Annotated in this window: 13 protein-coding genes and 1 pseudogene; 8 read left to right on the top strand and 6 right to left on the bottom strand. The window is 73.7% G+C overall.

Annotated elements, in window-relative coordinates; all coding sequences use genetic code 11:
* From EAH89_RS20740 to EAH89_RS20715, 6 genes and pseudogenes are all read right to left on the bottom strand, one after another.
* Positions 1–237 (bottom strand): annotated as a pseudogene (locus EAH89_RS20740) (IS481 family transposase); the annotation flags it as partial.
* Between the two features lie 57 nt (positions 238–294).
* On the bottom strand, positions 295–1,209 hold the full coding sequence (locus tag EAH89_RS20735) for an SDR family oxidoreductase (protein WP_140885620.1): 915 nt from the start codon (positions 1,207–1,209) through the stop codon (positions 295–297).
* 12 nt (positions 1,210–1,221) lie between these two features.
* Positions 1,222–1,614, bottom strand: a complete 393-nt coding sequence (locus EAH89_RS20730) for a Zn-ribbon domain-containing OB-fold protein (RefSeq protein WP_140885619.1) — start codon at positions 1,612–1,614, stop codon at positions 1,222–1,224.
* A gap of 5 nt (positions 1,615–1,619) precedes the next feature.
* On the bottom strand, positions 1,620–2,792 hold the full coding sequence (locus EAH89_RS20725) for a thiolase domain-containing protein (RefSeq protein WP_140885618.1): 1,173 nt from the start codon (positions 2,790–2,792) through the stop codon (positions 1,620–1,622).
* A 22-nt stretch (positions 2,793–2,814) separates the two neighbouring features.
* Positions 2,815–3,660: a MaoC/PaaZ C-terminal domain-containing protein gene (locus EAH89_RS20720; protein ID WP_140885617.1), complete on the bottom strand. Its 846-nt coding sequence runs from the start codon at positions 3,658–3,660 to the stop codon at positions 2,815–2,817.
* A 24-nt stretch (positions 3,661–3,684) separates the two neighbouring features.
* Positions 3,685–4,476, bottom strand: a complete 792-nt coding sequence (locus EAH89_RS20715) for a helix-turn-helix domain-containing protein (protein WP_140885616.1) — start codon at positions 4,474–4,476, stop codon at positions 3,685–3,687.
* 214 nt (positions 4,477–4,690) lie between these two features.
* Here EAH89_RS20715 and EAH89_RS20710 point away from each other — a divergent pair, with 214 nt between their 5' ends.
* Genes EAH89_RS20710 through EAH89_RS20675 form a run of 8 tightly spaced genes read left to right on the top strand, consistent with a single transcriptional unit; the run spans position 4,691 to position 12,722 of the window.
* Positions 4,691–5,953 carry a CaiB/BaiF CoA transferase family protein gene (locus tag EAH89_RS20710; protein WP_140885615.1) on the top strand — a complete coding sequence of 421 codons (1,263 nt, stop codon included), beginning with the start codon at positions 4,691–4,693 and terminating at the stop codon, positions 5,951–5,953.
* Positions 5,950–6,933, top strand: a complete 984-nt coding sequence (locus EAH89_RS20705; protein WP_140885614.1) for a tripartite tricarboxylate transporter substrate binding protein — start codon at positions 5,950–5,952, stop codon at positions 6,931–6,933. The genes EAH89_RS20710 and EAH89_RS20705 overlap by 4 nt, the downstream gene beginning before the upstream one ends.
* Before the next feature lie 4 nt (positions 6,934–6,937).
* Complete coding sequence (locus tag EAH89_RS20700) at positions 6,938–8,083, top strand: acyl-CoA dehydrogenase family protein (protein ID WP_140885613.1); 1,146 nt, start codon at positions 6,938–6,940, stop codon at positions 8,081–8,083.
* Positions 8,083–9,084: an acyl-CoA dehydrogenase gene (locus tag EAH89_RS20695; RefSeq protein ID WP_140885612.1), complete on the top strand. Its 1,002-nt coding sequence runs from the start codon at positions 8,083–8,085 to the stop codon at positions 9,082–9,084. The genes EAH89_RS20700 and EAH89_RS20695 overlap by 1 nt, the downstream gene beginning before the upstream one ends.
* The gene (locus EAH89_RS20690; protein WP_140885611.1) at positions 9,081–9,875 is read left to right on the top strand and encodes a crotonase/enoyl-CoA hydratase family protein; all 795 of its coding nucleotides are present in this window, start codon (positions 9,081–9,083) and stop codon (positions 9,873–9,875) included. Before EAH89_RS20695 ends, EAH89_RS20690 begins: the two co-directional genes overlap by 4 nt.
* A gap of 2 nt (positions 9,876–9,877) precedes the next feature.
* Positions 9,878–10,648: a tyrosine-protein phosphatase gene (locus tag EAH89_RS20685; protein WP_140885610.1), complete on the top strand. Its 771-nt coding sequence runs from the start codon at positions 9,878–9,880 to the stop codon at positions 10,646–10,648.
* 45 nt (positions 10,649–10,693) lie between these two features.
* Entirely contained in the window at positions 10,694–11,656 is a 963-nt protein-coding gene (locus tag EAH89_RS20680) for a tripartite tricarboxylate transporter substrate binding protein (RefSeq protein WP_161993699.1), read from the top strand.
* Positions 11,657–11,660: 4 nt separating this feature from the next.
* Entirely contained in the window at positions 11,661–12,722 is a 1,062-nt protein-coding gene (locus tag EAH89_RS20675; protein ID WP_140885608.1) for an SDR family oxidoreductase, read from the top strand.
* The last annotated feature ends 64 nt before the right edge of the window (positions 12,723–12,786 follow it).

Below are 12,786 nucleotides of genomic sequence, written 5' to 3'. Positions count from 1 at the left end.
GGTGTGCCGGCGGAAGGCGACGACGACGGCCTCCTCCTCGACCGAGAGAACCGTGGACTTCGGCTCCTTCGGCCCAGTCGGCAGGTCGGTAACAGACCCACGCGCCTTCCACTTGGCGACCGTTTTCGGGTTCACTCCATAGCGCTTGGCCAGCCCTCTCAGGCTCTCTTGACTATGCTGTATCGCTCGACGGATTGCCTCCGTCGTTGTGGCGCTGCCATGGAGAACCTGGCCCATAGTGCGTCCTTCCGCTCAGGGGAGAAGACTGCACCATCAAACCCTGGGATCAAACACCTAGACGGGGTCCCAGGAGAAGGCGTCCGGGCTGCGGTCGAGCGGCATGAAGCCGGCCCGCAGCGCGGGCATCGCGTGCTCGGCGATCAGCTCGGGCGTCCATCCCTCCCCGCGATGCGTGCTGCGGACGGGGCGCGGCTGGTTGAAGAGGAAGATCTCGTTGTTGCGCGCGGCGAAGACCTGGCCGGTCACGTCCTTCGCGGCGTCGCTGGCGAGATAGACCGCGAGCGGGGCGTTCTTCTCGGGCGTCATCCGCTTCAGCTTCTCGACCCGCGCCTGCTGCTCCGGCGTCTCGGCGGGGATGGAGCTCGTCATGCGGCTCCAGGCGAAGGGCGCAATGCAGTTCGAGCGCACGCCGAAGCGCTGCATGTCCAGCGCGATGGACTTGGACAGCGCGACGATGCCGAGCTTGGCCGCCGCGTAGTTCGCCTGCCCGAAGTTGCCGACGAGGCCCGAGGTGGAGGTCATGTGGACATAGGCGCCCGAGCCCTGGGCCCGGAAGGGCTCGGCGGCGGCGCGGGAGACGTAGAAGCCGCCGTTGAGGTGGACGTCGATGACGGCGCGCCACTCCTCCGGCGTCATCTTGTGAAAGATCTGGTCGCGCAGGATGCCCGCGTTGTTCACGACGATGTCGAGGCGCCCGAAGGCGTCGAGCGCCGTCGCGACGATCCGGCGCGCGCCCTCCCAGTCGGCGACGCTGTCGGTGTTGGTCACCGCCGTGCCGCCGCGCTGCTCGATGATCGCCTTCGTCCCCTCCCCCGGCGTCGCGGAGGTCTCGCCGATCCCGGTGAGGGAGGCGCCGATGTCGTTGACGACCACCCTCGCGCCGGCCAGCGCCATCGCGAGCGCGATCTCCCGCCCGATCCCGCCGCCCGCCCCAGTGACGATGGCGACCTTGCCGTCCAGCATGCCCATGCGCGCGTCCTCTCAGGCCGGGGTGAACATCGGGACGGGCTGGCCGCCCTCGCTGTCCACGAAGACGAGGCGCACGGCCTGGCCGATGCGCAGCGCCTCCAGGTCGCAGTCCACGATGTTCGTCATGACGCGCGGCCCCTCCTCGAGCTCGACATAGGCGATGGCGTAGGGCGTCTTCGCGCGCATGACGCTGAAGGTGTAGATCGTGCCGCGGCCGCTGGAGGGGACGTATTCGACCTCCCCCACGTCGTCGAAGGGGCAGACCGGGCGGGGCGGGTAGTGCAGGCGCCCGGTCTCCAGGTTGCGGCCGAGCAACAGCTTTCCTTCCCGCGCCGCCTGCCAGAAGCCGAGGGTGGAGGGGTCGGGCACGGGGCTCGGGGGCACGCGCACGGGGGTCTCGCTCATCGCCGTCACTCCCTTTCCAGCACCAGGGTCGCGCTGCCGTGGCGCGTGCCGATCGTGCCGCCCGTGCCGTGTGCGAGCGCCAGGTCGCAGTTCGGCACCTGCACGGCCGGGTGCGCCTCGCCGCGAAGCTGGCGCACGGCCTCGATCACCTTCGTCATGCCGCCGCGGTTGGCCGGGTGGTTGTTGCAGAGGCCGCCGCCATCCGTGTTGAAGGGCAGGCGCCCGACGCCGGAGATGAGATTGCCGTCCGCCACGAAGCGCCCGCCCTGCCCCTTCTCGCAGAAGCCGAGGTCCTCGAGCTGGAGGAGCACGGTGATAGTGAAGCTGTCGTAGATGCTCGCGTACTTGATGTCGGCGGGGGTGACGCCGGCCTCCTCGAAGGCGCGGGCGCCGGAGAAGCGGGCGCCGGTGTAGGTGAGGTCGAGCTGGCCGCCCATCTGGTGCTTCACCGCCTCCCCCGCGCCGCGGAGCGTGACGACCGGGCGCTTCAGGCCGCGCGCGATCTCCGGGCGCGTCACCACCAGCGCGCCGCCGCCGTCGCTGATGACGCAGCAGTCCAGCCGGTGCAGCGGGTCGGCGACGAGGGGAGAGTTCACCACCTCCTCCACCGTCACGACCTTGCGCAGCATGGCGTGCTCGTTGTGCTGGGCGTGGTGGCTCGCCGCGACCTTGATCCAGGCGAGCTGCTCGGCGGTGGTTCCGAACTCGTGCCGGTGGCGCATGGCGCACATGGCGTAGAGGTTGGCCACCGCGGCGCCGTAGGGGTACTCGAACTGCACGTCGGGCTGCGCGGGGCTCCCCGCGCGCGGCGCGGTGCCGGTGGCCACCCCCTCCGAGCGCGGGCGGCCCGCGAGCGTGATGAGGGCGACGTCGCAGCGGCCGAGCGCGATGGCCTCGGCCGCGTGGGCGACGTGCAGCAGGTAGGAGCTGCCGCCGATATCCGTGGAGTCGACGTGGCGGAGGCGGTTCAGGCCGAGGTAGTCGGCCATGCTCAGCGGTCCCATGCCGGGCGCGTCGCCGGCGCAGAAGTAGCCGTCCACGTCGGCGCGCGTGAGGCCGGCGTCGCGGAGCGCGCCGATCGCGACCTCGGCGTGGAGCTGCGCGGTGCTCTTGTTCTCGGCCTTGCGTGTCGGGTGCTCGTAGGCCCCGGCGATGCAGGCCACTCCTCTCAGGCTCAAGCGGCGATCCTCCCCCTGGCCGTCACGCGATGATCGCGCGGCCGTTGTTGACGACGACGACGTCCCGCTCGACCACGCGCGCGCGGAAGGCGCCGCTTCGCCACATCTCCGTGCGGATGGTCTCGCCGGGATAGACGGGCGAGGAGAAGCGGAGCGACAGGCCGCGGAAGGCCTCCGCGCGGTAGTCCGTCAGCGCGCGCAGCAGCGCGTGGGCGACGACGCCGAGTGTGCAGAGGCCGTGCAGGATCGGGCGCGGGAAGCCGGCGCGGGCGGCGAGGGCGGGGTCCGCGTGGAGCGGGTTGTCGTCGCCGTTCAGCCGGTAGAACAGCGCCTGTTCCGGGCGCGTCGGCAGGTCGAGCACGATCTCGGGCGCGCCCTCCGGCACGGGGTCGGGCGGCAGCACGGGTCCGGAGGGGCCGCCGAAGCCGCCATCCCCGCGGAGGAAGGTCGTGCTGCCCGTCACCGCCAGCAGGGTGCCCGAGGCGTCGCGCAGCTCCTTCTCGGAGTAGAGCAGCGCACCCTTGCCCTCCCCCTTGTCGACGAGGCCGGTGACGCGGGTGCGGCCGATGATCTCGCCCTCGGCCGGGAGCGGGCGGTGCAGGGCGATGCGTTGCTCGCCGTGGACGACCCGCACGGCGTCCACGCCCGTGGCGGGATCGGCGAGCCAGAAGCCGGGATGCGCGAGCACGACGGCCATGGAGGGCAGCACGCGAGGGCCGCGATGCGCGTCCACGTAGTCGAGCTGGCGCGCGTCCATCGGGTCTTGCCCGAGGCCGACCGAGAGGGCGTAGAAGGCCGCGTCGCGCGGGGTGACGCGCTGGCGCACCTCGGGGATGGGGAAGTGGAGCAGCTTCTCGGGGTCGATCACGCGGCCTCCCTGGTCATCACGGCGTCACGCGGCACGGCCGAGGCCCGCGACCGCCGCGGCAAGCTCGCCCGCGGCCTCGCGCAGCACGGGCAGCAGGCGGTCGACCACGGCAGCCCGGTCGATCGCCTCGCGCAGGTACATCAGGTTGAGCGAGGCGGCGGCGAGGCCGTCCACGAGCACGGGGACGGCGATGGCACTGGCCAGGCCGCCGTACTCGCGGGCCGCGTAGTCCTCGTCCATGGCGGCGTAGCCGGCGGCGCGGATGGCGGCAAAGGCCGCCGCCGCCTCGTCGGGCCGCCCGGCGATGGCGTTCCAGGGCTCCGGCGAGCGGGCGGCCAGCGCCAGGGCGCGCGCGCGGTCGGCCTCGCCGCAGAAGGCGAGGTAGGCGCGGCCGAGCGAGGTCGCGAGGACGGGCGCGCGGAAGCCGGTGCGCCGCTCGAACAGGAAGCGCCCCTCGCCGCGGCTGGTATGGGCGACGACCATGGAATCGCCGTCGAAGACGCCGACGTCCGAGGGCCAGCCGATGGCGCCGCGCAGCCGCGTCATCACGGGGGTCGCGGCAAGGCCGATCGCGCGGTGCAGGACGTAGCCGGCGCTCAGCTCCAGCGTGCGGCCGGTCGGAAAGTAGAGGGGCTGGCGCGGGTCGCGGATGACGAAGCCCGCGTGGATGAGGGTTTCCAGCATCCGCACGATCGTCGGCTGGTTCAGCCCCGTCAGGCGGTGGATGTCGCCGACGCCCGCGGGCGAGAGGCGGTTGACCGCGCGCAGCACGTCCAGCCCACGCATCAGCGCGGTGACGGGTTCATAGGAGGGCATCCCGGGTCCCTCCCTCCTGCGCCACCCGCGTTTTCGGGGTTTTCAGCGGCCAGTTTCCGTGCGACGTTTCCTGAAATACTCTTTCATTTGTTGAAATACGCGTCAAGAAGGCAGATCCAACGGGATCGCGGCACCGGAACACCGGGCCAGAAGGAGGAGACGGCCGAATGGCTGCGCGCGTTGCCGAGGCGCCTTTCCGCGCCGGGGCCGGCTGATGGAGGCGCCCGCCGCGGGAGCCCTCGCGGGGCTGAAGGTGCTCGACCTCTCCCGCGTGCTCGCCGCCCCCTGGGCGACGCAAATCCTGGGCGACCTCGGCGCCGAGGTGCTGAAGGTGGAGCAGCCCGGCCGCGGCGACGACACGCGCCTCTGGGGCCCGCCCTTCCTCGAGGACGGCTCGGCGCGGCCGGACGCCGCCTACTTCTTCTGCGCCAACCGCAACAAGCGCTCTCTCGCCATCGACTTCGCCCGGCCCGAGGGCGCGGCGCTGGTGCGGCGCCTGGCGGCGGAGGCGGACGTCCTCGTCGAGAACTTCCGCACGGGCGGGCTCGCGAAATACGGGCTCGACGCGCCGGCGCTGCGGGCGGCCAACCCGCGGCTGATCTACGTCTCCGTCACCGGCTTCGGGCAGACCGGGCCCTACGCCCAGCGCGGCGGCTACGACTTCCTCATCCAGGGCATGAGCGGGCTGATGAGCGTCACCGGCCGTCCGGACGGGGAGGAGGGCGCGGGGCCGATGAAGGTGGGGCTTCCCGTCAGCGACCTCTTCACGGGCCTCTACGCCGCCGTCTCCATCCTCGCCGCGCTGAACCACCGGGCGGCGACCGGCGAGGGGCAGCACGTCGACGTCGCGCTGCTGGACAGCCAGGTCGCGCTGCTGGTCAACCAGGCCATGAACTTCCTCGTCGGCGGCGCCTCGCCGCGACGGCTGGGCAACGCGCACCCGAACGTCGTGCCCTACCGCGACTTCGCGACGAGCGACGACTACATCCTCGTCGCCTGCGGCAGCGACGGGCAGTTCCGCGCCCTCTGCACGCTGCTCGGGCGGGACGACCTCGCGGCCGATCCGCGCTTCGCCAGCAACGCCGGGCGCCAGCGCGACCGCCGCGTGCTGGAGGTGGAATTGGCGCGCGCCATCGCCCCTTGGCGCGCGGCCGAGCTGATCGCGGCGATGGAGGCGGCGGGCGTGCCGGGCGGGCCCATCAACACCATCGAGCAGGTGCTGGAGAGCCCGCAGCTGGCGGCCCGCGAGATGCTGCGGGTGATGCGGCGCGACGACGGCACGCCGGTCACGGTCATCGGCTTCCCTGGGAAGCTCCCGGCCAGCCCCGCCAGCTACCGCCTCGCCCCGCCGCGGCTCGGGCAGGACACGCGGGCGGTGCTGTCGGCGCTCGGGCTCGGCGACGACGAGATCGAGCGCCTGCGGCAGGACGGCGTGATCGCGCTGGCGGGCGCGGCGGAGAGAGGACCGACAGCATGAGCGCGCCCCTTCCCCGCGGCACCCGGCGCGGCCTGCTGGCCGCCATGGCCCTCGCCGCTTCCGCGGCCCGGGCGCAGCCGGTGCCCTGGCCGGCGCGGCCCATCCGGCTGGTGGTTCCCTTCCCGCCGGGCGGGCCGACGGACATCGTGGCGCGCGTGCTGGCGGAGCGCATGTCCCGCACGCTGGGCCAGTCGGTCGTGGTGGAGAACCGGCCGGGCGCGAACGGCAACATCGGCAACGACGCCGTCGCGAAGGCGGAGCCGGACGGCTACACGGTGCTCTACAACACCTCCTCCATCGCGCTCAGCCCCGCGCTCTACACGCGCCTGCCCTACGACACGCTGCGCGACCTCGCGCCCGTCGTGCAGACGGCGACCATCCCGCTCGTGCTCGCGGTGAACCCGGGGTTGCCCGTCCAGGACGTCCGCGGCTTCGTGGAGTATGTCCGCGCGCGGCCCGGGCAGCTCTCCTACGGCTCGGCGGGCAACGGCAACGTCACGCATCTCGCGGCCTTCCTCCTGCTGCGCTCGCAGGGGCTGGACGCCGTGCATGTCGGCTACCGCGGCAGCGCGCCGGCGCTGGTGGACGCGGTGGGCGGGCAGGTGCAGTTCCTGACGGACACGGTGAACTCGGCCCTCCCCCTCATCCGCGAGGGACGGCTGCGGGCGCTGGCCGTGACCAGCCCGAAGCGCCTCACGCCGCTGCCGGAGGTGCCCACGATCGCCGAGACCCTTATCCCCGGCTTCGATGTCGGGGCTTGGCAGGGCATCATGGTGCCGGCGCGCACGCCCGCGCCCGTCATCGCCGCGCTGAACGCAGCGGCCCTGGCGGCGCTGGCCGACAACGACGTGCGAGCGAAGCTCGCGGAGCAAGGCACTGAGCCGCTCGGCTCCACCCCCGAGGAATACGGCCGCATCCTGCGCGACGAGACCGCGCGCTGGGGCCGCGTCATCGCCGAGAGCGGCGTGAGGCTGGACTGAGGCGATGATCGGTGCCCTCCCCCTTGCCGCCATCCCGCCGGAGGACGAGGCGCTGCGCCCGGCCATCCGCGACTTCCTGCGCGAGGCCGTCGCCAGCATCCCGCCCGAGCGCCGCGCGCGGTCCTGGATGGGCTTCGACGAGGATTTCAGCCGGAAGCTGGCCGCGCGCGGCTGGCTCGGCCTGACCTTCCCGAAGGAGTACGGCGGCGCCGGCCGCGGGCCCTTCGCGCGCTACGTGCTGGTGGAGGAGCTGCTCGCCGCCGGGGCGCCGGTCTCCGCCCACTGGATCGCCGACCGCCAGAGCGGGCCGCTCATCCAGCGCTTCGGCACCGAGGCGCAGCGGCAATTCTACCTTCCCCGCATCTGCCGCGGCGAGGCCTTCTTCTGCATCGGCATGAGCGAACCCAACAGCGGCTCCGACCTCGCGAGCGTGGCCACGCGCGCGGTGCGGGAGGGCGGCGGCTGGCGGCTGAACGGCGCGAAGATCTGGACGACGAACGCGCACCGCTCGCACTACATGATCGCCCTCGTCCGCACCTCCGGCGCGGCCGCGGACCGGCACAAGGGCCTGTCCCAGGTGATCGTCGACCTGCGCGCGCCGGGCGTCACCATCAACCCCATCCGGGACCTCTCGGGCGACGCGCATTTCTCCGAGGTGGTCTTCGAGGACGTGCTGCTGCCCGAGGACGCGCTGGTGGGCGAGGAGGGCTCGGGCTGGGCGCAGGTGAACGCGGAGCTCGCCTTCGAGCGCAGCGGCCCCGAGCGCGTGCTCTCCTCCGCCGTGCTGCTCGACGGCTGGGCGGCCTGGCTGCGCGAGGCCGGGGCGACGGAGGCGGCGGAGATCCTCCTCGGGCGGCTGCTCGCGCATCTCGCGGTGCTGCGCGCGATGTCGATCGCGGTGACCGGGCGCCTCGTCGAGGGGGAGAGCCCCGTGGTGGAGGCCGCGCTGGTGAAGGACCTCGGCACCGAGTTCGAGCAGCTCATCCCCACCCTCGTCGCGGACGCGCTGGCCTCCTCCGCGCGGCCGGCGCCGGGGCCGCTGATGCGCACGCTGGCCTATACCGCGGCCATGGCGCCCTCCTTCTCGCTCCGCGGCGGCACGCGCGAGATCCTGCGCGGGATGATCGCGCGCGGCATGGGGCTGCGCTGATGGACGGCCTTCTCGCCCGCTCCGCCGAGGAGCTCTTCACCCGCCACGCGGCATCGGAGGCCGTTCGGGCGATCCGCGCCGGGGGATCGCCCGCCGCGCTCTGGGGGGAGATCGAGGCGTCGGGCTTCCTCGACGCGCTGGTGCCGGAGGCGGCGGGCGGCGCCGACCTCGGCCCCGCGGAGGCGCTGCCCGTGATCATGGCGGCCGGGCGCTTCGCCGTGCCCCTGCCGGTCGCGGAGACGATGCTCGCGCGCGCCATCCTCGCCGCGGCCGGGGAAGCGGCCCCGGAAGGCGCCATCGCGCTCGCCGAGCCCGCTGGCGAGGGCACGGCGCGCCTGCCGCCCGGCCAGCACGCCGACTGGGCGCTGCTGCCGCTCGAAGGCCGCGCGCTCCTCTTGCCGGTCGCCGAGGGGCGGGAGGACGCGGAAGCGGGCTCGCCGCTCGGCCGCGTCCTGCGCTGGCCCGGCAACGCCGGCCGCCCGGTGCCCGCCGCCGACCACGACGCCGCCGGCGCCTGGGCGGAGGTGGCGGTCATGGCCGGCGCCATGGAGCGGATCCTGGAGGATACCGTCCGCCACGCGCGGGAGCGCCAGCAGTTCGGCCGCCCGGTCGCCGCTTTCCAGGCGGTGCAGCAGCAGGTCAGCGTGATGACGGAGGACGTCTTCGCCGCCCGCACGGCCGCGCAGCTCGCCTCCGTCGCGGACGGCGAGGGCGTCGCGGGGCTGAACCAAGCGCGCGTGGCCGCGGCCAAGCTGCGCGTGGGCGAGGCCGCGGTGCGTGTCGCTGCCATCGCCCACGGGGTGCAGGGCGCCATGGGGATCACCGAGGAGGTGGACCTGCACCTCCTCACCGCGCGCCTGCAGCTCGGCCGGATGCGCTTCGGCGGCGAGGCGCGCTGGGCGGCTTGGCTGGGGCGACGCTTCCTCGAGAGCGGTTCGGCGGAAACCCTTCCCTTCGTGCGCACCCACCTCGCCCCCATTGCGACGGAGACGGCCCCTTGAGCGACTTCCTCACCTTCGAGCGCGACGGGCCGGTGGTGACGCTCACCATGAACGACCCGGACCGGCGCAACGCCCTCTCCATCGAGGGCGGCAGCACGGAGGCCTTCACCGAGGCCTGTGCGCGCATCGCCGCCGAGGCCGACGTGCGCGCGGTGATCCTGACGGGAGCGGGCAGCGCCTTCTCGGCCGGCGGCGACCTGAAGGCGATGCGCGAGCGCTTCGGCATGAAGCCCGCCGACATCCGCGAGAGCTACCGGCGCGGCATCCAGAAGATCCCACTCGCCCTCTACGAGCTCGACGTGCCGACCATCGCAGCGGTGAACGGTCCCGCCATCGGCGCGGGGCTGGACCTCGCCTGCATGTGCGACATCCGCATCGGCGCCGAGGGTTCCTCCTACGCGGAGAGCTTCGTCAGCGTCGGCATCGTGCCGGGCGACGGCGGCGCCTGGCTGCTGCCGCGCGCCGTTGGCCAGTCCATGGCGGCCGAGATGGCCTTCACCGGCGACCGGCTCGACGCGCGGGCGGCGCTCGCCTGCGGGCTGGTCTCCCGCGTGGTGCCGGACGCGGAGCTGATGGACGCGGCGCGGGCGCTGGCCGGGCGCATCGCGCGCAACCCGCCGCAGGTGCTGCGCATGACCAAGCGGCTGCTGCGGGAGGGCCAGCACATGCGGCTCTCCTCCCTGCTGGAGATGTCCGCGGCCTTCCAGGCCCTGGCCCACACGACGCGCGACCACGAGGAGGCGGTGAACGCCTGGTTCGAGAAGCGCCGCCCGAGCTTCGAGGGGCGCTGAGCGTGCTGGCCGCCCCGCCCGCGCTCGACGCGACGCTGCCGCGGCCCGTGCCGCTGGCGGGGTGCACGAACATGCGCGACCTCGGCGGCTACGAGGGGCATGGCGGGCGGCGGCTGCGCTTCGGGCAGGTGTTCCGCGCCTCCTCCCTCGCCTCGCTGACGGAGGCGGACCAGGGCGTGCTCGCCGGGCTGGGGCTGCGCAGCGTCGTGGATCTGCGCGGCGTGGAGGAGAGCGCCCGCGCGCCGTCGCGCCTGCCCCAACCCGGCCCGGCGCCCGTGGCGCTGCCGATCGAGCCCACGGTCGGCGCCTCGCTGCGCGACATCCTGGCCACGGGGTGCGCGACCGGCGAGGACGTGCTGACGCTGCTCGCGCGCGCCTACGCCGCCTACGCGACCGAGAAGCTGCCGCAGTACCGCGCGCTGCTGGCGCTGGTGGCCGACCCGGCGCGCCGCCCCCTCGCCTTCCACTGCACCGCCGGCAAGGACCGCACCGGCTTCGGCGCGGCGCTCCTGCTGCTGGCGCTCGGCGTCCCGCGCGAGGCGATCCTGGAGGACTACCTGGCGACGAACCGCTTCTGGCGGCGCGAGCACGCGCTGCCGGAGGGCACCCCGGCCGCGGTGGCGGAGGCCCTGACCCGCGCGCACCGGCCGCTGCTGGAGGGCGCGCTGCACCGGGCGATCGGGGACCACGGGGGCGAGGACGCCTTCCTCGCCACCGCGCTCGGCCTGGAGGGGACGCGGCTCGCCGCGCTGCGCGACAGCTTGCTGGAGTAGCGGATCAACGGCCCGCGCGAGGGCCCGGGTATGGAGGGAACGACGATGCAGAGAAGAACGATCCTGCGCGGCACATCGGCCCTGGCCCTCGGCCTGCCGGCCCTGGCGCGCGCGGCCGAGGCCTTCCCCACGCGGCCGGTGACGCTGGTCGTGCCCTTCCCGCCCGGCGGCGCGACGGACGTCGCCGCGCGAACCCTCGCCGAGCGGATGGCGCCGCTGCTCGGCCAGCCCGTCGTCATCGACAACAAGCCGGGCGCGCAGACCGCGATCGGCGCCGACGCCGTGGCCCGCGCCGCGCCGGACGGCCACACGATCCTGATGGCGTCCGGCACGACGATGACGCTGAACCCGCTGCTGCCGGAGAAGCTGTCCTACCGCGCCGAGGACCTCGCACCCATCGTGCTGGTGACGACGCTGCCCTTCGGCATCGTGGTGCGGAAGGGGCTGGCAGCGGACATCCCGGGCTTCGTCGCCCTGGCGAAATCGCGCGGCGGGGGCCTCAACTATGGCTCGAACGGCCCGACGAGCTTCAACAACATCGCGGCCATCGTGGTGATGGAGGGGCTGGGCATCCGGATGCAGGAGGTGCCCTACCGCGGCGACGCGCAGCAGCTTACGGACCTGATGAGCGGGACGCTCGACGTGATCTCGGTCGGCGGCAGCTCGGCGCTTGCCGCCATGCGCTCGGGCCGCGGGACGATCATCGGCTGGACCGGCGAGGGCGAGCGGCTGGCGGTGACGCCGGAGGTGCCGAACTTCGCCGAGCTCGGCCCGAACATGGTCTCGCAGACGCATTTCGGCCTCCTCGCGCCCGCCCGCACGCCGCCGGCCGCCATCGCGCGGCTGAACGCGGCGGCGCTGAAGGCCATGGAGGCGCCGGAGCTTCGCCAGCGGCTGCTGGACGAGGGCCAGTACGTGCGCGGCGGCGGCCCGGAGGACTACGCGGCCTATCTCCGCCGCGACCACGACCGCTGGCGCGACCTCATCGCGCGCCTAGCGCGGGCCTGAGCGGATGCGGGGGCGGGTCGTCGTCGCGGGCGCGCTGGGGCTGGTCGGGCGCGCCGCGCTCGACCGCTTCGCCGCCGATGGCTGGGAGGTGATCGGCCTCTCCCGCCGCGCGCCGCCGGAGGGGTTCGGCGCGCGCTTCCTCCCGCTTGACCTGACGGACGCCGCCGCCTGCCGCGCGGCGCTCTCCGGCTTCGGCGCGACGCATCTCGTCTACGCCGCGCTGTTCGAGAAGCCCGAGCTGCGCGCGGGCTGGCTCGAGGCCGACCAGATGGAGACGAACCGCGCGATGCTCGCCAACTGCGTGGACGCGCTCGACAACGGCGCGCTGCGGCACGTCTCGCTGCTGCAGGGCACGAAGGCCTACGGCGTGCACCTCGGCCAGATGCCGATCCCGGGCAAGGAGGGCGCGCCCCGGCATATGCACGCGAACTTCTACTGGCTGCAGGAGGACCACCTGCGCGCGCGGCAGGCGGGGCGCGGCTGGCACTGGACGGTGTTCCGCCCGCAGGCGGTGATCGGCTTCGCATTGGGCAGCGCAATGAACCTGCTGAGCGCGATCGGCGCCTACGCGGCGATCAGCCGGGCCATGGGCCTGCCGCTCGTCTTCCCGGGCCGCGGCGACCGCGTGACGGAGGTGACGGACGCGCGTCTGCTTGCCTCCGCCATGGCCTGGGCGGCCGAGGCGCCGGCGGCGCGGGACCGAATCTTCAACGTGACGAACGGCGACGTGCTGACCTGGCGCGGTCTGTTTCCCGTGGTGGCGCGCGTGTTCGGGATGGAGGAGGGCGCCCCCCACCCGATGCCCCTGCCCGTGCTCATGGCCGACAAGGAGCCGATCTGGCAGTCCATCGTGCGGGAGCACGGCCTCGTGCCGCACACGCTCGCGCAGCTTGTCGGGAATTCCTGGCAGTTCGCCGACTTCGCCTTCAGCCGGGACGACCAAGCGGCCTCGCTGGTCAGCACGATCCGCATCCGCCAGGCAGGCTTCGGCGAGTGCATCGACACCGCGGAGATGCTCGAATGGTGGCTGCGCGAGCTGCAGCGGCGCCGCATCCTGCCGCCGTGACCCGCCTTTTCACCCGCGGGCCCGACGCGGAACCCTGTCGGGCGCATCGCCGAACCATGAAAGC

It is taken from the genome of Muricoccus nepalensis, assembly GCF_006438825.1.
Classification (GTDB): domain Bacteria; phylum Pseudomonadota; class Alphaproteobacteria; order Acetobacterales; family Acetobacteraceae; genus Roseomonas; species Roseomonas nepalensis.
The sequence above is the reverse complement of the archived record's forward strand: the minus strand, read 5'-3'. Positions and strand labels throughout refer to the sequence as shown.